This window comes from Microcoleus sp. PH2017_09_SFU_O_A, assembly GCF_020738625.1.
Lineage (GTDB): Bacteria > Cyanobacteriota > Cyanobacteriia > Cyanobacteriales > Microcoleaceae > Microcoleus.
The window spans coordinates 25,982-47,313 of the sequence record NZ_JAEQCF010000066.1; the positions used below are offsets into that span (position 1 = coordinate 25,982).

22 protein-coding genes are annotated in these 21,332 nt (G+C 46.1%); 13 read left to right on the forward strand and 9 right to left on the reverse strand.

Features of this window, described 5'->3' with window-relative positions; translation table 11 throughout:
- Positions 1-77: 77 nt before the first annotated feature.
- A complete protein-coding gene (locus JGK16_RS22910; protein WP_293203422.1) occupies positions 78-716 on the forward strand; it encodes a TenA family protein in 639 nt (212 codons plus the stop codon).
- Between the two features lie 127 nt (positions 717-843).
- Here JGK16_RS22910 and JGK16_RS22915 read toward each other — a convergent pair whose 3' ends face one another.
- Both JGK16_RS22915 and JGK16_RS22920 read right to left on the reverse strand, forming a co-directional pair.
- Positions 844-1,992, reverse strand: a complete 1,149-nt coding sequence (locus JGK16_RS22915) for a mannosyltransferase family protein (RefSeq protein WP_293192663.1) — start codon at positions 1,990-1,992, stop codon at positions 844-846.
- A 96-nt stretch (positions 1,993-2,088) separates the two neighbouring features.
- Positions 2,089-3,384, reverse strand: a complete 1,296-nt coding sequence (locus JGK16_RS22920) for a pentapeptide repeat-containing protein (RefSeq protein ID WP_293187109.1) — start codon at positions 3,382-3,384, stop codon at positions 2,089-2,091.
- Positions 3,385-3,503: 119 nt separating this feature from the next.
- Here JGK16_RS22920 and JGK16_RS22925 point away from each other — a divergent pair, with 119 nt between their 5' ends.
- Positions 3,504-3,959 carry an aspartyl protease gene (locus JGK16_RS22925; protein ID WP_293192661.1) on the forward strand — a complete coding sequence of 152 codons (456 nt, stop codon included), beginning with the start codon at positions 3,504-3,506 and terminating at the stop codon, positions 3,957-3,959.
- A gap of 237 nt (positions 3,960-4,196) precedes the next feature.
- On the opposite strand, the gene JGK16_RS22930 is transcribed toward JGK16_RS22925, so the two are convergent.
- The gene (locus JGK16_RS22930; protein ID WP_293187111.1) at positions 4,197-4,709 is read right to left on the reverse strand and encodes a DUF1648 domain-containing protein; all 513 of its coding nucleotides are present in this window, start codon (positions 4,707-4,709) and stop codon (positions 4,197-4,199) included.
- 101 nt (positions 4,710-4,810) lie between these two features.
- Here JGK16_RS22930 and def point away from each other — a divergent pair, with 101 nt between their 5' ends.
- The 4 genes from def (at position 4,811) to JGK16_RS32800 (ending at position 7,157) form a co-directional block, all read left to right on the forward strand.
- Positions 4,811-5,371 (forward strand): peptide deformylase, encoded by a 561-nt coding sequence (gene def, locus JGK16_RS22935; RefSeq protein WP_293187112.1) that lies wholly within the window; start codon positions 4,811-4,813, stop codon positions 5,369-5,371.
- Positions 5,371-5,571 (forward strand): hypothetical protein, encoded by a 201-nt coding sequence (locus tag JGK16_RS22940; RefSeq protein ID WP_293187114.1) that lies wholly within the window; start codon positions 5,371-5,373, stop codon positions 5,569-5,571. The genes def and JGK16_RS22940 overlap by 1 nt, the downstream gene beginning before the upstream one ends.
- Positions 5,572-5,819: 248 nt before the next feature.
- The gene (locus tag JGK16_RS32795) at positions 5,820-6,569 is read left to right on the forward strand and encodes an FHA domain-containing protein (protein ID WP_366517171.1); all 750 of its coding nucleotides are present in this window, start codon (positions 5,820-5,822) and stop codon (positions 6,567-6,569) included.
- A 9-nt stretch (positions 6,570-6,578) separates the two neighbouring features.
- Positions 6,579-7,157 carry a PrsW family intramembrane metalloprotease gene (locus tag JGK16_RS32800; RefSeq protein ID WP_366517172.1) on the forward strand — a complete coding sequence of 193 codons (579 nt, stop codon included), beginning with the start codon at positions 6,579-6,581 and terminating at the stop codon, positions 7,155-7,157.
- Positions 7,158-7,191: 34 nt separating this feature from the next.
- Here the strand turns inward: JGK16_RS32800 and JGK16_RS22950 are convergent, their stop codons facing one another.
- The 3 genes from JGK16_RS22950 to JGK16_RS22960 all read right to left on the reverse strand — a co-directional run bounded on the left by JGK16_RS22950 (position 7,192) and on the right by JGK16_RS22960 (position 8,933).
- Entirely contained in the window at positions 7,192-7,824 is a 633-nt protein-coding gene (locus JGK16_RS22950; protein ID WP_293192659.1) for a PEP-CTERM sorting domain-containing protein, read from the reverse strand.
- A 109-nt stretch (positions 7,825-7,933) separates the two neighbouring features.
- Positions 7,934-8,614 (reverse strand): PEP-CTERM sorting domain-containing protein, encoded by a 681-nt coding sequence (locus JGK16_RS22955; RefSeq protein ID WP_293192657.1) that lies wholly within the window; start codon positions 8,612-8,614, stop codon positions 7,934-7,936.
- A 28-nt stretch (positions 8,615-8,642) separates the two neighbouring features.
- Entirely contained in the window at positions 8,643-8,933 is a 291-nt protein-coding gene (locus tag JGK16_RS22960) for a hypothetical protein (RefSeq protein WP_293192654.1), read from the reverse strand.
- Positions 8,934-9,152: 219 nt separating this feature from the next.
- On the opposite strand from JGK16_RS22960, the gene JGK16_RS22965 reads away from it, so the two are divergent.
- From JGK16_RS22965 to JGK16_RS22970, 3 genes are all read left to right on the forward strand, one after another.
- Positions 9,153-10,184, forward strand: coding sequence for a transposase (locus JGK16_RS22965; RefSeq protein ID WP_366039026.1), 1,032 nt, complete (start codon positions 9,153-9,155; stop codon positions 10,182-10,184).
- Entirely contained in the window at positions 10,087-10,347 is a 261-nt protein-coding gene (locus JGK16_RS32805; RefSeq protein WP_366516892.1) for a zinc ribbon domain-containing protein, read from the forward strand. The genes JGK16_RS22965 and JGK16_RS32805 overlap by 98 nt, the downstream gene beginning before the upstream one ends.
- A gap of 106 nt (positions 10,348-10,453) precedes the next feature.
- Positions 10,454-11,506 (forward strand): Gfo/Idh/MocA family oxidoreductase, encoded by a 1,053-nt coding sequence (locus tag JGK16_RS22970; RefSeq protein ID WP_293192652.1) that lies wholly within the window; start codon positions 10,454-10,456, stop codon positions 11,504-11,506.
- A 350-nt stretch (positions 11,507-11,856) separates the two neighbouring features.
- Here the strand turns inward: JGK16_RS22970 and JGK16_RS22975 are convergent, their stop codons facing one another.
- Positions 11,857-12,852: an SGNH/GDSL hydrolase family protein gene (locus JGK16_RS22975; protein ID WP_293192650.1), complete on the reverse strand. Its 996-nt coding sequence runs from the start codon at positions 12,850-12,852 to the stop codon at positions 11,857-11,859.
- 313 nt (positions 12,853-13,165) lie between these two features.
- Between JGK16_RS22975 and btpA the strand changes: the two genes are divergently transcribed.
- On the forward strand, positions 13,166-14,050 hold the full coding sequence (btpA, locus tag JGK16_RS22980) for a photosystem I biogenesis protein BtpA (RefSeq protein WP_293185306.1): 885 nt from the start codon (positions 13,166-13,168) through the stop codon (positions 14,048-14,050).
- Between the two features lie 540 nt (positions 14,051-14,590).
- The gene (locus tag JGK16_RS22985) at positions 14,591-15,517 is read left to right on the forward strand and encodes a vitamin K epoxide reductase family protein (protein WP_293185307.1); all 927 of its coding nucleotides are present in this window, start codon (positions 14,591-14,593) and stop codon (positions 15,515-15,517) included.
- Between the two features lie 1,023 nt (positions 15,518-16,540).
- On the opposite strand, the gene JGK16_RS22990 is transcribed toward JGK16_RS22985, so the two are convergent.
- Both JGK16_RS22990 and JGK16_RS22995 read right to left on the reverse strand, forming a co-directional pair.
- Positions 16,541-17,809 (reverse strand): transposase, encoded by a 1,269-nt coding sequence (locus tag JGK16_RS22990; RefSeq protein ID WP_293192648.1) that lies wholly within the window; start codon positions 17,807-17,809, stop codon positions 16,541-16,543.
- Positions 17,800-18,399 carry an IS607 family transposase gene (locus tag JGK16_RS22995; protein WP_293185309.1) on the reverse strand — a complete coding sequence of 200 codons (600 nt, stop codon included), beginning with the start codon at positions 18,397-18,399 and terminating at the stop codon, positions 17,800-17,802. Before JGK16_RS22995 ends, JGK16_RS22990 begins: the two co-directional genes overlap by 10 nt.
- Positions 18,400-18,475: 76 nt before the next feature.
- Here JGK16_RS22995 and JGK16_RS23000 point away from each other — a divergent pair, with 76 nt between their 5' ends.
- Both JGK16_RS23000 and JGK16_RS23005 read left to right on the forward strand, forming a co-directional pair.
- Positions 18,476-20,611, forward strand: a complete 2,136-nt coding sequence (locus JGK16_RS23000) for a CHASE2 domain-containing protein (protein WP_293192645.1) — start codon at positions 18,476-18,478, stop codon at positions 20,609-20,611.
- Between the two features lie 462 nt (positions 20,612-21,073).
- Positions 21,074-21,322 (forward strand): hypothetical protein, encoded by a 249-nt coding sequence (locus tag JGK16_RS23005; protein WP_293192643.1) that lies wholly within the window; start codon positions 21,074-21,076, stop codon positions 21,320-21,322.
- Positions 21,323-21,332: the final 10 nt, after the last annotated feature.

The window sequence follows — 21,332 nt, forward strand, 5'->3', positions numbered from 1 at the left end:
ATTTCTACGAGAAACCGAGTGATTTCTGTAAGTCATATAACAATTACCATCATAACCACCGATAAATTAAAAAATTCATGACAAGTTCTAACTATCTGTGGCAAGCAAATCAAGACTTAAGCGAAGCTTGTCTGCAACATCCCTTTCTCAGAGGCATTGCTGACGGCAGCCTCCCCCAAAATAGTTTTGCATATTATGTTGCACAAGACGCATTTTTTCTGGGAGCATTTGCTCGCGCTTACAGTATCGCTGCGGCAAAAGCACCCGACTGGGAGGGATTTGAAATCCTCCACAATCTCGGGAGTGGCGTTTTAGAAGAACTTCGCTTGCATCAAGGATATGCAGCGAAATGGGGTGTAAACTTGCAAGAGGCTAAACCGGGAATTGCTACCCGCCGCTACACGGATTTTTTATTAGCAACTGCCTGGGGAAGCGGTGTCGGTTTGACAGTAGCGGCGATGACTCCTTGCTTGCGGTTGTATGCTTTTTTGGGACAGCAGTTAGCCAAGCCTAATATACCAAAACACGCCTTGAGCGACTGGATTGTCACCTATAGCAGCCCTGAGTTTGAGATTTTAGCTTCACGGCTGGAAAGTTTGGTCGATCGCTATGCCGAATCTATACCGGAAGTAGAAGCAACCTATCGCTACGCTATGTTGTGCGAAAGAGACTTTTTTCAGGCAGCTTGGGAGGTAGATTCAACAGTTGACAGTTGACAGTTGACAGTTGACAGTTTGAGAGCGACCTCTACCCTTAAGTCCGAGGATTGGAGTAATGAATAGTCTGATTTTCATTTTTCTGGTAAATTAAGTTTTTTCAAGAGATGCTCGCCAACTATCGCCCCTAAGCTACCCACAGCCAACCTGCAAATCTGACGGAAACGTACAGCAGAAATATACCAAACAATCCCATCAACCCGTAACCCCAACGAGGCTTAGCTGCTAGCAACAAGCCGAGAGCTATTGAAAGCGGCAGCATACCGTAAGCGTAGCGGTTTACCGATCGCAAAGCTCCGGAATTAAGCAGCAGTGCTAAAGAGCAAAAACCGTAAGTCAAAACAATAGTGGTAAGCCTTTTGTGCAAAAACCATAATAAATAGCCGCTGCCAAAAATCATCACAATTCTACTGATAGCAGATACCTTCAATTTGAGAGCTTGAATCAATACCTCGAACCAACTCGGCTGAACCCATCCCTTTTGAACATGAACAAATGCTAAAGCATCTCCAAATCTAATAGCACAATATATACTAAATGAAAATATCCCAAGAGCGCTAGCCAAACCTGCAAAATAAGCAAGTGGAGGTCTTTTTTCCCTCCAAGCTGTCAGCAAAAAAGCAGGTATCAGTGCTACTCCCGGCCCCCTAGTAGCAGTTGTCAAAGCTCCCCAAACAGCAGCCCAAATATACTCGCCCCTCTCAAAAGATCGCAAAGCAGATGCTGTCAGAAACAGAAACAATCCTTCTGTATACATGACAGTGCAAAATAGCGAGAACGGACACCAAGCTAGCATAGCGGTTGTCCATTTGGCAACACCAGTATCGTATCGCTGTTCTACCCAAAAATAAATCAGCACTAATGCGCCCAAAAATGCAAAAGAGTTGATTAATACCCCTGCTGCGTCCGATCGCATTCCGAGGGTCATCAGCCCCCGAATTAGCAAGGGAAACAGCGGATAGAAGGCAACAGAATGTTGCTCTCCGTCATCGGCGTAGGAGTAGCCTAGGGTAGCGATTTTGGTGTACCATTCGCCGTCCCAATGGGAGAACAACTCCCAGCCACTTTTGGGAATAAAGCCCGCCACAAAAGGCGTTGAGTCCTGAGACTGGTAGAGCAGCGAGTGATGGTACAGGAAGGGGGCAATTAGCTGCATCCCGATCGCAATTACCGATCGGCTCAGCAACCACATAGTAATTACAAAAATTAACCCATCTCTGCTTTTAGTGCCTGCTTGACGCGGACTTACTTCTAGCCCTAAATCAGTATTTGTCATCGCTAAAACAGCGCCAGACTGTTGATTTTAAATACAGTATAGTCGGCTGCCTATCGATCGCCAAATATATACGTAAGTACAGCGGTACTGCTAATTTTAGCGTCCCAGTTTATTGGGAATACCTTCGCAGCCGCCGGGAATAGTCTCTCGCGACTTCGAGCCGCACCAAGCGCAGCAGTAATAGCGCTGCTCGTCCGACAGCCGCTTGACAGCAGTGAAATCAGCACGTTCAACCACAGCGCCGGTATATTCACCCGTTTGATAGTTGGCAAATTCCGTGCGGCTGCGGGGAGATGCCATTTCTGCCGAGCCGTAGAATAATTTGGTGGCTCTCATGTCGGCGCGAACGAGATTGGCGTCGTACAGAATAGCGCGCGAGAGGTTTGCTTTCACTAAATCGCACTTGCTGAGATTGGCTCGGACAAGGTTGGCTTCGCTCAACTCAGTCCACCGTAAATCCGTGCCAGCGAGGTCAGCACCAGCTAACATGACGTTTAAATCGATGACGCGGAGGCCGTGATCTCTGTCTTCAGCGTAGCCACCATCGCCGTCAAGGATGGGGCGGCCTAAAAGCCGATCGCGCTTCAGAGGAGTAATCAGTCTCGACTGCGACAAAAACCGCAGAATTTTCGCTTTACCTTCAGCATCCACACTGCTCATAATTGCAGCGGTGCGGCCTTCGGCGATCGCCCTTTCCTGCGGCCAATCTTCCAAAAACCCTTGCTCGTCAAGGGCTAAGTCGGAAACCCCTTGAAAATAAGCATCAATCGTTTGCTGCTGGGTAATGCGATTTTGCTGAATCGTCAAATCCTTCGAGATCACGTACTGGCGCCAAGCCACGTAAACGCCCAAAATTGCGATCAAAATTTGACCCAAAGCACCAATTAACTCGCCGAGAGCTCCGATAGCATCCCAGTTGATTTGGATGTTGCGGCTTCCCGGTTCAGTATTAGTACCGCTGAGCATCAGCAAGCCCACAATCCCAGCTAACAGCCCGAAGCAAGAGATGATCAGCGTGCGCCAAGTCGGCGGAATTACCTGCACCCAAATTTTGCCCCAACTCGGCCACATCATCCGCAGCGATATGCCGATCGCACCGACGGCGCCTATTAAGCCGATCCAAATGCTATCGTTAGCCAGTCCTACAATCATCGCTGCGATCGCCGCCAGCGTCAGCACCGAACCAGTCATCTCAGCAGTCGTTTGTGCGGGCTGCTGCGGCAATAAAACCCTGCGAGTTGGAGGAGGCGGCGGTAGCGGTTTTTCCGGTTCAGCAGTAGCAACGATTGTCGCTGATTCTGGCGGCACAGTAGGGCTTGCACCGTTAGGGCTTTCTACAGTCACGTTCGACTTAGGAGGATTGGGTTGAGGAGAGTTGGGTTCTGGTGTCATGCGTTGAGGCAAATTCTAACTTGAACAGGTCACTAAAACGATTTTAACCAACTAAGCACGATTCTAGATAGCATTACAATAGAAATATCCAGTAATTACACTCAAAGAGGTAACATAATATGACCCTGGTACTCCCCAATCTTCAAGGCAAACAAATGGGTCAAGTAATCACTACAATCACCGTCACGAATCGTATCGATCTAGTTATGGCAGAACGGGGATTCATTTCTACCGAGGAAGTTCGTTGTGCGGTACTCGACAAAGTTGTTGTCGATACCGGAGCAACTCTACTTTCCTTGCCAGCTCCCATTATTAGCCAGTTAGGCTTAATACAGGTGGGAGAAAGAGATGTAGAAACATCGGCTGGTATCAAAAAAGGTCGAATTTTTGCCGACGCTCAAATTATTGTAGAAGGGAGAGAAGGTAGATTTGATTGTTTAGAATTGCCCGAAGGCGTTGCTGCTGTTTTGCTGGGCGTGATTCCCATGGAAGAACTAGGGTTAGAACCAGATTTGAAAAATCGACGGTTGCGAGTATTGCCGATGAACAACCAGCAAACATATCTAATGGCTTAATTAAAAGGTTTGTATTCAGGACTTTAGTCCTTTCTTTAATGCGGACTAAAGTTCTCACTACAAACCTTTTTGTGTGAAAGTTTGTAGTCAGGACTTTAGTCCTTTCTTTGATGCGGACTAAAGTCCTCACTACAAACCTTTTTATGTGAAAGTTTGTAGTCAGGACTTTAGTCCTTTCTTTGATGCGGACTAAAGTCCTCACTACAAACCTTTTTATGTGAAAGTTTTTGCCTACAGCTAGCGAGCTAAATAAGCCCTCCCCAAATAGACCCCAACCGTCGCAAATATCAAAAAAGTCATCCCGAAAACCAACTCTATACTAAACCTTTGAGCATTTCCCAAAGCCACAATAATTTGCTGCCGCACTATAAAAGCAAATAGCCAACAAATCTCCGCCTTCAGCCAAACCAAAAGGCCTCGCCCCAAGAGATATTGTCGGCGCGCATTTTCCTGAGTAATCCGTACCGGATAGTTAAAAGTATGCGGATAGCGCGATACCGCAGTTAAAACCACAAAAATAATAGCAGCCACTGCTGGCAGCATCCAAATCATCACCTTGTCGCCCAAAGCATCAGGCTGCCCCCCCAAGCCGAAGTGAATTGGAATACGATCGGGCAAAACGGCCCAAAACTGTACGATCGGCAAAATCGACACTAAAATCGCGATCGCCCCCGCAAGCTCTACCGCCAATAAAACAGGCGAAAGCCCCAGAGAAATCACCGGCCGTTGGTTTGGTGCATTTCCAGTCATAGCTACTTAAAATTAGATTAATATTGAAAATAATAGTATTGGTTCCCATGTAATCCCCCAACCGCTTTCGTTGGGGGTTTCCAAACATCTCGCGAGGTTTTATGACGGTTCAGGTTTTGGTTGAAAAGAAAAAGTTAGAAAAACCGCCCCTAACAATACACACTTTAGGCGATCGCGTCCTGCGGCAGCCAGCAAAGCGCGTCAGCAGCATCGATGCAGAAATTCGGCAGCTAGTCCGAGAAATGCTGCAAACCATGTACAGTGCCGACGGCATCGGTTTGGCAGCCCCCCAAGTCGGAGTTAACAAACAAGTAATCGTACTCGACTGCGAACCCGACAATCCCGCCACACCCCCATTGGTTTTGATCAACCCCACCATCAAAAGTAGCAGCGGCGATATCTGCATCTTGCAAGAAGGCTGTTTAAGCATTCCGGGAGTTTATTTAGAAGTCAAACGCCCAGAAGCTATTGAAGTGTCCTACCGCGACGAATTTGGCCGCCCGCAAACCCTGAAAGCGACAGATTTATTGTCGAGGGCAATTCAGCACGAAATGGATCACCTCAACGGAGTGCTGTTTGTAGATAGAGTAGAAAACAAGCTCGCACTCAATGAAGAATTAGTCAAGAACAAATTTTCGCCAAAGGCCGTAAAATCAGTATGATGGCAGGAACTCCAAAAAGTGGTTTATTGTTAGCTCTTTCGTGCATCACTGCGATCGCCGCAGTCGGCTCAATCTTTGAGCTGTCTTCGGGAGAAGCTCAACTCGGCAACGTAGTTACCGGCATCATCCTCGCCCTCAGCATACCGCTCACAGGCATATTTTTCTATGCAGCCGTTCAGGATGCCAGAGCAAATTTATGATTAGTCATTAGTCAGCAGTCATTAGTCAGTAGTCAGTTGTTATTTGTTATTTGTTATTGGTGAGTTGTCCTATATTACTTGTTATTGATTCCTAGTTGTTAGGTGTTAGTGGTGAGTTATTGATTGTTACTAATAACTAATAACTGCTCCCCAACCATCAATCACAAATAACTAATAACAAATAACTAATAACTAATAACTGCCAACTGCCAACTGCCAACTGCCAACTGCCAACTGCCAACTGACTGATGACTAATGAAATCGGATTTCTGCGACAAGTGCCCGCCAAAGGCGCTGCGTCCGGGCTAGCGTCCAAGTACCAACTTTCTGAATATGGAGAAGTGGCGATCGGGCGCGATCGCAATTGTCAAATAGCTTTAGAGTCGATCGCCCACGGCATGGTTTCCCGCCGCCATGCCGCAGTCCGTCCCTTAACTCATGGTAATTGGACGAGATGGCAAATTTGCGACCTCAACAGCGCTAACGGAACTTATATCAACGGCCAAAAGCTCGAAGGCTGCCAAACTTTAGAAACAGGCGATCGCATCAGTCTCGGTATTGACGGCCCTGAATTCATATTTGAATCTCCCGCAACCCCAAACCAAACTAAACCCGCATACCCAGCCACAAAAACGGGCAATTTTCCAGTCAGTGAAAAAGACGCTCTCACTTTAACTCAATTATTCCCGATCGCCTCCACGGGCAAACAATTAAGTCAAAAAGCCTATTTATATCCAGGTATTGCCACAGTTATCTTTGTCGTGTCGATGTTTGTCGCCGTCGGAAATTCCGTAGCATTCAACTTTCTGCTGTCAGCCTACCTCGCCGGTGCGGCTTACTACTTTATCTATCAACTGTGCGGCAAACACAAGCCGTGGTGGGTATTGCTTGGTACCGCTTTAGCTACAGTTCTGATATTGCTCAGCCCCTTACTGATTGGATTTATATTAGTATTTAGAGAAATTTTGCCCGGTCGCTTGCCCGCAGAAGGCGAATAAATCAGTTTTTTGCCTTTTTTAATCAGAATGTTCTTCGGGGCGGGTCTGATGGAAGAATTGCTGAAAGCCTTGCCCGTTTTGGGAGCTTTGATCCTGGGCAATTTGCTAAAAAATCCGTGGCGCGATCGCATCGGCGTTTGGGAACCATTAGACGGAATTTTATTAGGAAGTGCCTCAGCAGTCAGCTTTACACTATTAGAAACCCTGGGACAGTACGTCCCCCATATCATCCAAAATGTCACCCTGCAAGCAGGCCCCGAAGCCGGACAATTAGTAGGATTGCAATTGCTAATTCCCCGAATTTTGGGTTCCGCCGCCGGACACATGGCTTACAGCGGCTATTTGGGATATTTCATCGGTTTGAGCGCACTCAAACCCACGAAGCGCTGGCAAATTTTAGGCGTAGGTTATTTCAGCGCTTCCGCACTTCACGCCTTGTGGAATGCGTCAGGTGCAGTCAGCGTACTTTTGCTAGCATTAGTCGGAGTTTTGTCCTATGCGTTTTTAGTAGCCGCAATTTTGAAAGCCCGGGCTTTGTCTCCCAATCGATCGCAAAATTTTGCAACTCGAATATTTTCCGAAAAATGATTGCTGAGAGCTTAATTGTTAACAGTCGCGCGCGTCAAGCTGCCATTTTTTTCTTGTGTTTCAACCAGCTTAAACCTGCCAGTGCTAAACCTGTCCCTGCAAATGTTATCGGTTCGGGAACTGGTTCGGCTGCGGTATCCACTAGGGAGTAAGAAACCCGCGCACTGCTGATAATTGTACGACCTCTGCCCAAATAACCCTGCCTGTTGCTAACTATTGTCTCACCATACCCCCAGAAATAAGATGCCCACGTACTGATCGCCTCCTCGGTACCCATATACCAGGTTGCCCTGCTCTCAAACTTGATGTAATCAGTCCCTCCTCGTGCCTCTTCTCTCGTCGCATACTCCACACCCGATGCTTGCAGTCCGCGAAAATTCCCTTGATTAAATAAAGCTATAGCCCCTGCTAAATCATAGTCATTTTTATAGACCCTGATAGGGGTGTTAAATCTTCCCTCACCCACTGCAATTTTTTCAGATCCTATTCCTGTCAGTGAGGAATCACTAAACTTAAAAAAACCACTACCTCCACCCTTTTCCACTTGAAAATTGTAGGTAAGGACGGCTGCTTGTGCTTTCTCAACTGCTGCCACTGACACCGCTGCAAAACCTAGAATTGTGCTGGCGATCGCACTTCCGAATCTCTGCCGTTGTTTCCGATTCATAATTTGCCTCTTCGCTACATTAAATTGGCGTGATTTTCTGTGATTGTTGGTCTGATTTTTCTTCTTAAAACCGCCCTTCACTGTTTGTTGTTAAGAGCGATCGCACCCATCATACCGCCCTTTTTTTCTGGGATTTAAACCAACTCAAACCAGCCAGTGCTAAAGCTGTACCCGCAAATGTTAAGGGTTCGGGAACCGGTTCGGCTGCCGTATCCACTAGGGTGTAAGACATAGGCACGTAGTTAAGCTGTTGACCCGCACCTCGGTCTATTATTTGTCTTAATTGACCGCCACTTAAGTATGTAATTAGGATACTACTGTATCCCCAAAACAAAGGTTTCCCATTGCCCATAGCAGGATACATACGCCAAACTGCCGAGCCCTCATATCTAGTATAAACAGGCCCTCCTTCTGCATCCGGAATGTTAGTTTCTGAAATCGAGTAGTCGCCACCGCTTGCTATCAGTCCCTGAAATTCCCCACCCTTGAACTCAGCTTTTGCCCCTGCTAAATCGTGGTATTTTTGAGGTGGCTTTTCTTCATATAGGCCCCTGCCAGAGGGAGCTGTAAAACCATTAAATTGTCCCTCAGAAACTGCTATTTGTTCAGTTTCTCCGCCTGTAAGCGAGGAGTTACTCAATTTAAAAAAACCGCTCGATCCGGCCACTTGAAAATTGTAGGTGAGGACGGCTGCTTGTGCTTTGTCAACTCCTACCAATGAGACGGCTGCCAAACTTAAAATTGTGCTGGCGATCGCACTTCCTAATCTCTGCCTTTGTTTTTGATTCATAGTCGGCCTCATCAGATTTTACTTAAGTTTAGTTTGTTGCTGACAGCGATCGCCAGTAAGTATGCCCATTCTTAACATAAATTCTTTTCAATTCAAAGATTGCCCAATCTAAATATCGAATTACTACGGATGGCATTTTTCCGAAATTTGTATTATTTGTTACTTGTTGACTGGGAATTTTTTGCCCAAACAAGAGAAATGTTCGATCGTCCTGGAAAAATATGCCGATCGGTTTGTATTGTGGCGATGTGTCGGGCGATTCACGATCGGGATAACTAGGCTTCACAGATTCAATTTCATATCTTAGCGATTTTGTCAATACGCCATTCCCTGAAAAGGGATCGGGTTCCTACTGCCTTTGGCCGTCTGCCTTCTGGCTTCTGTCGCCTGCCTTCTTCCCTGTTTCTTCTTCACCTGTCTTAGAAATTCTTCACCGAAAAACCGGCGGGAAGCCCCTGGCTACCGACTTGGAGAGGAACGCTGCTGCGCCGACCGCCGCCTTGAGCTATCTTTAGTCATATGTGATATAATTAGCGGTATGGAACAAGTTTTGACAGTAGCTTGCAAGATTGAAGTGTCTCCCGAAGTTGCCCCTAAGTTGGAGGCAACGCTTCAGGCGTTTTCTGATGCTTGCACCTACATCAATCAAACTGTTGACCCTAAGCTGACAAATAAACCCCGCATTCAAGGCTTGGTTTATGAGCAGGTGAGGGAGCAATTTGGGCTGTCTGCCAACTTAGCGATTCGGGCAATCGCCCGTGTCTCTAGCAACCGTAAAACCGCCAAACAAAAAGGCAATCCCGTCCGAGCATTTAAGCCAACTAGCGTTGACTATGACGCTCGAATCTTTGCTTTTAGAGAGAAGGATTGGACGGTTAGCCTGACGTTGGTGGGCGGTCGGGAACGCTTCAAACTTGCCATTGGTAATTACCAGGTTGGACTGCTTAAGGGAGCGAATCCTAGCAGTGCGACCTTGTGCAAGCGTCAGGATGGAAGCTACTACGTCAACATCCAGATTAAGTCTGAGGCGACCGATCCCATCCCATCCAAACGAGTGATTGGCGTAGATCTCGGTCGCAGAGATATTGCAGTTACCAGCCTTGGCGATCAGTGGGATGGAAAGCAGATAACGGACGTTAGAGACAAATTTGCCAGAGTCAGAGCATCGCTCCAACAAAAAGCCTCGAAAGGCACAAGATCTACTCGCCGCAGGGCAAGACAGATTTTGCAACGGCTGTCGGGACGTGAACGTCGCTATCAAACTTGGCTAAACCATAACATCAGCAAATTGATTGTGCTGTCTGCACTTCAACACAATGCCATCATTGCGATTGAAGATCTGACAGGAATTAGAGAACGCACCAATCAGCAACCTCGAAGCAAGACGGAACGTAGACGCTCGCTTCTGTTGGGCATTCTTTCAACTGCGATGGTTTCTGAGCTACAAAGCCGTGAAATACGGGGTGGAAGTGGTGGCTGTCAATCCTGCCTACACCAGCCAAACTTGCCACAAGTGCTTGCACATTCATCCGATAAAAGGCAAGTCTTATCGAAGTGGCAAAGTGTTTAAGTGTGGACACTGTGGCAATCATTGTGATGCTGATGAGAATGGTTCAAAGGTGATTTCAATCGTTGGAGCATCCGTAAACATGCTCGGAGGTTCGGTGTTGTCTTGCAACCTTGCAGACTACATCAGGGCTACAGAAAGCCCCCGGCTTAAGGTCGTGGGGTAGTTTACAAATAGTTTGACTGTGGTACTATCTGGATGGCTGTGAGTCGATCGGGAAGCCAACGGGCTTGATTCCTGTGGTGGAGGAGAATCCAGGAGTGCTAGATAGGATGTCATTGGGATACGGAAATGTTTTCGGTCAGCGAAGTCAACTCGAACCCCTCCGCATTGGGGTTATTGGAGTTGGCAATATGGGTCAGCACCACACGCGAGTTCTGAGCTTGCTCAAAGATATCGAACTCGTAGGTGTTGCAGATATAAATGTAGAGCGGGGAATTGATGTAGCAAGCAAATACCGGGTTCGCTTCTTTGAAGACTACCGGGATTTGCTTGCCCACGTAGACGCAGTTTGCGTCGCCGTTCCAACTCGCCTGCACCACCCTGTGGGGATGTCTTGTCTCCAAGCAGGGGTTCACGTTTTAATTGAAAAGCCGATCGCGGCTAGCATTGCTGAAGCCGAATCTTTGGTCAATGCGGCTGCTGAAGCCCACCGGATTTTACAAGTGGGTCACATCGAGCGCTTCAATCCAGCTTTTCAGGAACTCGGCAAAGTGCTGAAAACTGAAGAATTACTGGCATTGGAAGCTCACCGGATGAGTCCCTATTCCGATCGGGCCAACGACGTATCGGTAGTTTTGGATTTAATGATCCACGACATCGACTTGCTCTTGGAATTGGCAGATTCTTCAGTGGTGAAGCTGACGGCAACTGGCAGCAGGGCCTCAGATTCAGGTTATTTAGACTACGTGACAGCGACGCTGAACTTTGCTAACGGCATTGTCGCCACTCTGACTGCGAGCAAGGTAACGCACCGCAAACTACGTTCAATCGCCGCTCACTGCAAAAATTCTTTGACAGAGGCAGATTTTCTCAACAACGAAATCTTGATTCACCGACAAACAACCGCCAATTACGTGACGGATTACGGTCAGGTGCTTTACCGTCAAGATGGGTTGATCGAGAAAGTCTACACCAGCAATATTGAACCGCTCCATGCAGAATTGGAGCATTTTATTAATTGCGTGCGGGGTGGCAATCAGCCTTCTGTCGGAGGAGAACAAGCTCTCAAAGCTCTTCGGCTTGCAAGTTCGATCGAGCAAATGGCTCTCGACGGTCAAGCTTGGTATCCCAAAGAGCTAGAGTCTACTTTGCAAGTTAGCTAAATCGACAAAAATTGTGTCGTTTCCGGGTGCTTCTACAGTTTGGGTTGGTTGTTCGTTGAAAAGGGTAACTGTTCGGGCGCAACCGGATTCGATGTAAGTCGATTTGAGATTTTCAATTTGAGATTGACTTGCAGTATTGAATCTGAGGGCTTAAACAGTCGATTTGAGATTTTCAATTTTCAATTTGAGATTGACTCCTATCCTCTATAGGGGGATTCAACAGTCGATTTGAAATCTGAGATTTGAGATGAAAGAATTGACTCCAAAGATGAATCTGAGGGCTTGAACTAAAATTGAAATTTTGGGTTCTCTACAATCTAAGTATGGCAAGTATCTGTTTTTGACTCAAATTACAATTTAGGTAAAAAAACAGCGACTATTTGACGGCTGATGGTTTTGCTAACTAACTGATTTCCTTGAGGACTGAGGTGAATGCTGTCTCTATACAAAGTTGAAATTTGAGCCGCACAATTGGCTGCACAATTGAAAATGGGAAGAAAATCTATGTAAGTAATTTTCTCACGTTCGACGAGTTCGGCGAGACGCTCTCTAGCCTTGATTTCCCAGTCGCGAGAGCCAGAGTCGCCGAATTCGCCCCGCTTCGGCGTCAGGGCTAGCAAAAACTTGACGTTGGCCGATACTGCTATTTTCTGGATTTGGTGAATAGCTTCTAAGTTGCAGCCGACTACATCGCTTTCGGCTGCTGGTGGTGCTAATTGGCGAGCCGGCACTTTTGGTAGCAGGTAGCGGCTCAATAACTCTAGTGTCGCCGATCGAGGTTGGCGATCGGGATAAGATCGATCGCGCCCCACAACTTCAGCACAGGGAGCCGATGCAAACAAATCGTCCGTATTCAGCAGCAAAACCAAAACCTTTGCTCCAAAAACACCAAACCGCTTCGCATAAGCAAGTTGATTCCTCGGCCCCCAAGAATTGGCTGAAGCGTTGAGAACTTCAACATCCGAATAGTTGACTTTTGCACCTGATTGTGAATCGCTCGTCAGATTCTGTACTTGCAGGCTCAACTGCCGAGCCATAATTTCCGAGATGGTATCTGTCTGATCTGTCCACCAACCGCCGTTGGCGACAGAATCACCCAACAGCAAGATACGCAGAGTTTCGGGAGTGGGAGTTGGGGCGATCGATCCAGTACGCATCGAATACTCGTTAATCTCGATCCGGTTGCCCAAACGGCGCACCCTCTGGTTGGGCGCCAACAAATAGCCACACTCGGCATCGGCAATGTAAATCAAGGGATTGCCAAAACCCAGCAGCACGCGCAGCAGCACTTCGATTGTGGCCCACAATCCGGAGGTGAGGGCCAAAACGAGCAGAACAACTTTCAAGAATTAACCTCGATCGAAAACGGATACTTGCTTGGGCACAAAAGTCGGGGAGATGCCAAAATTTTAAACCAAAGTTCAAGCCCCCAGATTCATGTCTGGAGTAAATCGACAGACTGCAAGTAAATCTAAAATCTAAAATCTAAAATCTAAAATCTAAAATCTGAAATCGACTAACCGCTGCTAAATTCCGGCTTTTACCGACAGTCCCCGCACAATTGAGTCATCCGAATCGCCCCCGTGGATATAGAATTCTAGAATATACCGTCAAAACCCGCCGTCAGCCGTCAGTGAAATTGGTGGTTTCAGGAAACCCGTGGACTTAAAACAAATATTCAAAACGCCGAATCCCATAATCGGTGTCGTACATTTACAGCCTTTGCCAACTTCTCCCCGCTGGGGCGGGAACCTCAAAGCTATTATCTCAAGAGCCGAGCAAGAGGCTACTGCGCTGGCTTCTGGCGGCGCAAACGGTATCATAGTCGAGAACTTTTTCGACGCTCCTTTTGCCAAAGACAGCGTAGATCCGGCTGTGGTAAGTGCCATGACTCTAGTAGTCGAGCGGCTAACTAATCTGGTGACGCTGCCGATCGGCATTAACGTGCTGCGAAACGATGCCCACAGCGCGATCGCCATCGCCTCCTGCACGGGAGCCCAATTCATCCGCGTCAACGTCCTCAACGGCATCATGGCTACAGATCAAGGCTTAATTGAAGGCCAAGCTCACCAGCTACTGCGCTACCGTCGGGAATTGGGCAGCGATGTCAAAATATTCGCAGACGTGCTAGTCAAGCACGGACGCCCCCTGGGCAGCCCCAACTTGACCACAGCCGTCCAAGAGACAATCGGGCGCGCCTTAGCCGACGCCGTAATTCTTTCTGGCTGGACAACCGGCAGCCCTCCCAATCTCCAAGACTTAGAACTCGCGAGTGCAGCAGCGGGGGAAATTCCAGTTTTTATCGGCAGCGGCGCCTCGTGGGAAAACGTTTCCACGCTCATGCAAGCCGCCGATGGTGTAATTGTATCGAGTTCCCTGAAGCGAAACGGCCGCATCGAGCAGCCGATCGATCCGATCCGCGTCAGTCAGTTTGTCGAAGCCGCCCGCCGCAGCTTTTCCCAGAAAGAGCTCGAACAACAAAACATTGAGACAAATGGTTCAAGAGGGTCAACACCGGAACCGGGCAAAGTCAGTCAATTTTAGATTTTAGATTTTAGATTTTAGATTTGAGTCCACAGATTCATCTGGGAACTCGAACAAAAGTCTAAAATTTTAGTATCGACTCTGACCCTCGTGTCGGAAACCAAATACCCGTTTTGGGGTGGGTCGGAAGTAAAATGTAAAATAGGAATGGGCCAAAGAGGGAATCGGCCAAAGAGGGCATCGGGAATCGGCCAAAGAGGGAATCGGCCAAAGAGGGCATCGGCCAAAGAGGGCATTAGTTAGTTGTTGGTGCTTCTATAGCGGTTTTCAGAAAGATGAGGTATGACTGACAGCTTATATAAGCACTAAACTGGGCACAAGCCCAACTACGTCCGCGAACCTTTTTGAGAAGTGCTATATGTTATTTATCGTATGTATGTTTGTTGTTAGTTGTTGGTTCTAATGCCCAATGCCCTGTTTGCCCAATTCTCAATTCTCAATTCTCAATTCTCAATTTTCAATTCCCCATTCCCCATTCCCCATTCCCCATTCCCCATTCCCCATTCCCCATTCCCCATTAGCAATTACCAAATCAAAAAAATGATTCGCCGACGTTCAACCCCTTGGATTCATCGCTGGTCTAGAACTGCGATCGCAGCCATCGCAGCCATCGGCGTCGTAGAAACGGCCTATCTGACGATCGCTAAATTCACGACAGGCTCAGTCATTTGTCCCACCAGCGGCTGCGACAAAGTTCTCAACAGTCCCTACGCTACAGTTTTTGGCACAGTGCCTTTAAGTTTATTAGGTTGTCTGGCTTACCTGAGCATCGCAATTTTGGCATTAGCTCCCAAAGCCGTCAATCCAGACACCAATAAAGGTCTGCACTCTCAACTAGAAAATCAAACTTGGCAAGCGCTATTTATCATCACCGCTGCGATGGTAATTTTCAGCAGCTATTTGATGTATTTGATGTCTTTTGAAATTAAGGAACTGTGCATTTACTGCATCAGTTCCGCCGTATTTGCGCTGTCGCTGTTTGTGCTGGTGCTAGTCGGCCGCGAGTGGGAAGATATCGGACAGTTGGTGTTTACAGGTATTTTGGTAATGATGGTAAGTTCGATCGGCGCCTTGGGACTGTATAACAGCGTCAGTTCACCTGCTCCTTTTGTTTCTTCTACCCCCGGAATTCTACCCCCAGCCGTGACTACAACCTCCGGCCCTGCACAAATTGCTTTAGCCCGCCACCTCCGACAAATTGACGCCAAAGAATACGGTGCTTACTGGTGTCCCCACTGCCACGACCAAAAAATGCTATTCGGCAAAGAAGCAGCCAAAATAATTGATTATTTTGAATGCGATCCGAAAGGGCAAAATTCCCGTGCTGAAATTTGCCAAGCTGCTGCTACGAATATTAAAGGTTTCCCGACTTGGGAGATTCAAGGTCAGTTTTATTCGGGGACGCAAACTTTGGATAAACTCGCCGATTTATCCGGTTACACGGGCCCGCGCAACTTTCAAAACTGACAGAATAGTTAGAAATTTTAGATGACAGATTTTAGATGGTGAAGCAGTAAATATCCGTAGGCAAGTTATTTGCTCGTTTCCTAGTGCTGCGAAATTAATCTCAAATCTGCCATCTAGGATTAATATTTATAAATTAGTAAAAATTAGTCAGGTCGAAATTTGCCAAAAAGTGGTGACTATCTACTAGGCTGTCTGCGAATAAATACTATAAATTTTACACAAAAACTCCAGAAACCGGGTTTCTGCTGCCAGAGTCATTACACTCAAATGGCACTCATTCGATCGCTATTCTGAAAATTATCTGCGTTGATATAGCGGTTCGATCGAAAGATTAGCGGACGCTTTGTTCAGTTGACAGTTGACAGTTGACAGTTGACCGCACGGGTAGCACTTGACAAAAAAAGTAAGAGGATTGGAGTAATGAATAGTCGGATTTTAATTTATCCCGAAAAAGGTTCCGGCTTTAAACCAATTTTTTATGGTAATCGGTAAGTGGTTCAACAGTTGACAGTTGACAGTTGACAGTTGACAGTTTGAGAGGATCTCTACCTAGAAGGAAGAGGATTGGAGTAATGAATAGTCTGATTTTCATTTCTCCCTCAAAGGTTCCGGCTTTAAACCAATTCTTTCTGGTAAAAGGTAATCGGTAATCGGTAGAAAGGGTCTCTTGGGTTTATGGTGGATATGGTATCAAACACAACTCTTCGCAATTCTGTGATGCCCTCATAGTAAGGATGTCCGGTTTACCGACCGCCACAAACTTATAAAAAATATCAGAAAAAAGGTGGCGTTTTAAAAGCTTAGAATCCAATTACCAATTACCATCACCAATTACCAATTACCAACCAGCATAGCGCACCGAAAAACTAAACAATTCGACAATCAAAAATCAACAATCCACGCATCTGCCACACCGCACAACCGAAAAATTGCGATCGTCTAAAATCAAAAATATAAAATCGACTGAGCAGAACCCCGTGAAGACGTAAAAACGATATGTAGTAATAGCTGATAAAAGTATAGTCATTTATAGACATGGGAGGCTTCAAGTCCCTCCCCCTTCACTTTCACTTTAAGCGGATTGACCCGCCTCGGCTGAACTACGCAGCTCCCTATCCCATCGCTGAACGCATTTGGGATTGCTTTTCTGAGAATATTGTAAGAAGCATTCACGTCAGAATTAATCAACTGACCAGTCGATGTTTTGTACAAACCTCGCTTAATTCGTTTTCCGGTAAATACAGGTTCTGTTTTTGTTTTTCCGTAAACAGGAATTGGATCTAAGCCCAAGAAATTGGCTTTGGAGGTAAAAGATTCCTCCTGCACGATTACCTTGATTCCAACCAAAAAACCTTTGTATTCTAGCATCTCAATTAATCGAGCGTGAGGAATGCTGACAAAGTTTTGGTTAGTCTGTTTTCCAAGGTTGATATCGGTTTTCCACTGTGCGTTTTTGCCAATTACTAACGTTCCAATTCGTTGCGCGACCAAAATATCAACAATCGTGCGACTCGTATGATGCAAATAATTGTCTACTTTTTGATTGCGACAGCGAGTTAGTCGTTGAATCCGAGGTGAAGTTTTGCGCCTCCCTTTCAATTGGGATTGTAATCGCGATGAGCGCTTGTTATAGAACTGATTGATCGATTTCAATGTCCGCCCGTTAATCAACAGCGGGATAAATCCCGGTTGATTTGAAGTTAGCGCCACTAAATTATTCAGCCCCAAATCAACACCGGCTGCAAAGTCGTTATCTTTAGCGGTGGACTCCGGTTCATCATAAATTACCTCAATTACATAAGAATCACATTTCGGAACCAACCTAACTTGACAAATTCGATCGGGATCGACTTTGGTTTTGATTAAAAGTTCAGTACCCGAAAGTTTAACGATTCCTTTCTTCAACTGTTTACTACTAATCGCTTGAATCGTGTAGACGAGAAGGTTTCGCCCTTTGGTCTTGTCTTTGTAATTTGGCAATTTCGGGCGACCCGTGAATTTTGAAGAATCGGCTTTATAAGCTTTAACGGCTTCAAAAAACGATTTCCAATTCTTATCTAGCACCATCAAGATTTGCTGACTTACTTTGGCTGGTAAAGCCTTGTAGGCTTTATGAGACTTCATCAATCGGTTCATTTCGTTATAACTGACATAGCCCCATCCATAGATAAAGTTCTGACGAATGACATAATTGGCGGCATTGTACAGATTTTTGGACTTGAATGCTAGTTCGTCAATTTGGGCGAAACGAGGTTCCGTTGATTTAATGATATGCCTCTCGGCTAGTTGCACTCTGTACCTCCATCTTTCAGTTCGGCAATTATTTTTTCGGTTTTTCTGCTAGCACGTCGTTGTCCGTAAAGTCGGGCAGCAAAGCTAGTAACTATAGCCACCAAGTCTTGCATTAGCTCATCTTTTCCATTCTCCGCTAAATTAACTATTTCTAGCTTAATTCCCAATCTCAGAAGTAGAACGTCTAGATAATTTGTACCAAATCGAGCCAAACGGTCTTTATGTTCAACTAGCAAGATGTCGTAGTCATCTTGCTGCAACAATGCTTCTAACTGTTTTCTATGATCGTTTAATCCGCTGCCAATTTCTTTGACATTTTTAACAATTTGATAACCGTTAGCAATGGCGTACTCCGTTAATCTCTGCGATTGACGGTTGAGGTTATCCTTGTTTTCTGAAGATGAAACTCGACTGTAAATAGCGACTCGGTTCTGTTTGCTCTGGTTTGATGGCGACTGCGGTAAGTAGTCAACTATAATCAGACCGCTTTCTGCCTGCCGTGCCGGATGTGGCAGCTTATTTGCCTTCCACCAGCGCCACGCGGTTGTGTAACTTATGCCTATTGCTTTAGCGTAGTCAGGTAGTTTCATTTCGACCTCCTGATTACAGGATACCATCATCGCCTACCAATGCTTATAAATTTAATAAAGTTTTACAATACCTTATATGCTCTTCAGGCGAGGCGAACATCCCCAGAATATGCTAAAAACTATCAAAAAATGGCTCGATCGAGAACGCCGAGTATTAATTACTGCGAGTGCCGTTGGCGGTACGGTGATTCTACTGCGCTGGTTAGGATTTTTGCAGGCGTTGGAATGGGCTGCTTCCGATCGCTTTGTACGCTGGCGGCCCCCCGAACCAATGGACTCGCGCATCGTCATTATCGAAATTAACGAAGCTGACTTGCAAAAATACGGCTACCCCATGTCCGATGCTGTATTGGCCCAATTGCTGCAAAAATTGCACGCTGGGAAGCCGCGGGCGATTGGCCTCGACGTTTACCGAGATTTGCCGACTCAACCGGGTAATGCCGAATTGGTCAAAACTTTTAAAACTATTCCCAATTTAATTGGGATTGAGTTAATGCCAGACGAAACCAGATTTGGAGTGCGCCCGCCTCCGGTACTGGAAAAGCTCGATCGCATCGGTTTCAACAACGTTGTCCTCGACGCTGACTCAAAAGTGCGCCGAACTTTGCTCTACGCTTGGCCTGGAAACGGCAAAACCCATCAAAGTTTAGCGCTGAGACTGGCTTTGCTTTACCTCGAAACCGAAGGGATTTCCCCTGAACCTGCAACAGTCAATCCTAAATACTTGCAGTTAGGCAAGGGGGTGTTTCAGCGTTTTAAACCGAATGATGGTGCTTACGTGCGATCGGACAGTCGCGGCTATCAAATTCTCACCAACCTGCGCCACCCACGAGGCAGTTTTCGCACGGTATCGATGAGCGACGTGCTTTCTGGCAAAGTACCGGTTGATTTTGTGCGATCGCGCGCTGTCTTGATCGGCTCAACTGCCCCCAGCCTCAAAGACTTTCACCAAAACGCTTACAGTTCTGGTTTGTTTGCTCCTCCCCAGCCAATACCCGGAGTTGAGCTTCAGGCTAATTTCTTGAGCCAAATTTTGAGTGCGGCCCTCGACGGGCGCGAGGGTATTAAAGTTTGGCCAGAGGCGGCGGAGTGGCTGTGGATTTTACTGTGGTCGTGGGCGGGAGCTAGTGTGAGCTGGAAGTTGCGATCGCTCGGGCGATCGGCTTGGTCTTTATCAAGTATCTGTGTAGGATTAAGTGCTAGTTTATACATAGCATGGTTGGCCGGTTGGTGGCTGCCGTTAATTCCTTCCATCCTCAGTCTGTTGGGTTCTGGCTGTGCAGTTGTAGCTTATCTGGCTCACATACAAGAAGAACTCAAACGGTCTAAAGAATTTTTACAATGGCTAATCGATACAATTCCCGACCCAATTTTTGTCAAAGATAGAAATCACCGCTGGGTTGTTTTGAATCAGTCATATTGTCGGTTTATTAGCTATCCTTTGGAAATTTTAATTTCTCGCACCGATTACGAGTTATTTCCCCAAGCCGAAGCGGATATATTTTGGCAGCAAGACGAATTAGTATTGCAAACTCAGCAGCCACTAGAAAATGAAGAATATTTTACTGATGCTCACGGAATTACCCATCTGATTTCGACTAAAAGATCCCTGCATAAAGATGCTGCGGGGAACCTATTTTTAGTTGGAGCGATCAGAGATATTACCGAACGCAAGCGCCTGGAAGATGCCCTCAAGCAAAAAAATGCTGAACTCAGCCACCAAGCCTATCACGATGCTCTCACCGGTTTGCCGAACCGCAAAATGTTTCACGAATCCTTGCATCTGTCCCTGGAAAGAGCCTCCAGCAATCAGGAATTGGTAGCTTTACTGTTTTTAGATTTAGATGGATTTAAGTCAATCAATGATACTCTCGGACATCATGCGGGTGATTTGCTCTTACAAGCAGTGGCCGGGAGGCTCAAAAAATGCTTGCGCGGTAGCGATATTATATCGAGGTTGGGTGGCGACGAATTCACTGTCATCTTGCCGGGAATTCCTGGTAGCGAAGAAGCTGCGAAAGTAGCTCAAAAAATTTGTGACACCATTATGCAGCCTTTTACTTTAGAAGAACATACAGTTTCTGTAACTACAAGTATTGGCATTAGTTTGTATCCAATTGACGGTCAAGAGTCAGATATTTTAGTTAACAATGCTGATGCTGCGATGTATCGTGCTAAGGAAGGCGGGAAAAATCAATATCAATTTTCGTAATTAATCTCAGTTCAAAAACACAATCCAACTGTAAGTCAGTGGTGCCAACTTTTATGCTTAAGTTATTTTCAATTCTTCGACTTACAATCTTATTATAAAACATTGTATAAGATGTCATCTATCATTAGATAGATTTATAAAAATATGCAGCTTAAGACAGCAAATAGCCGTCTCATTTAAATGTTAAGAAATATAAAAAAATTGGGATTAGTTTCAAAAAAGACGGCAACGGCAAGCCCGCGCTCCAAACGGTTATGGAGTAAGTCATTCCCATAATAAATCGCAAATTGTAGCAGACTGGAGACCCAATTCAAATCGCCAAACAGCATTGATTAAAAAAAATTTAAGTAAACTTACAAAAATTAATTAAAGGAAATGTAAAGACATAAGTGGAACTACGTAAATTCATAGATATAATAGGTTGTAGGGACGTGCATCTATTTGAGTGATTTGGATAAGACTATGAACACTATGCGTACTTTGATTGGGATCACAACAACGGCAATTCTGGCTGTCAGTATGCAAGTCAGTACGATCGGCATTGCAAATGCCGCCTTACTTGCTGGCAACTCAACCAGCTACTCAGCAAAAGACCCATCGACCTCCACAGTCTTGACAGAGGCGCGCACATCTGAGGCGCCCAATAACCCCAAAAAATACGAACCAGATCCCAATGGAAGTCCTAAAAGTGACGGTACAGGGACGCGCTGAACCCAATTTT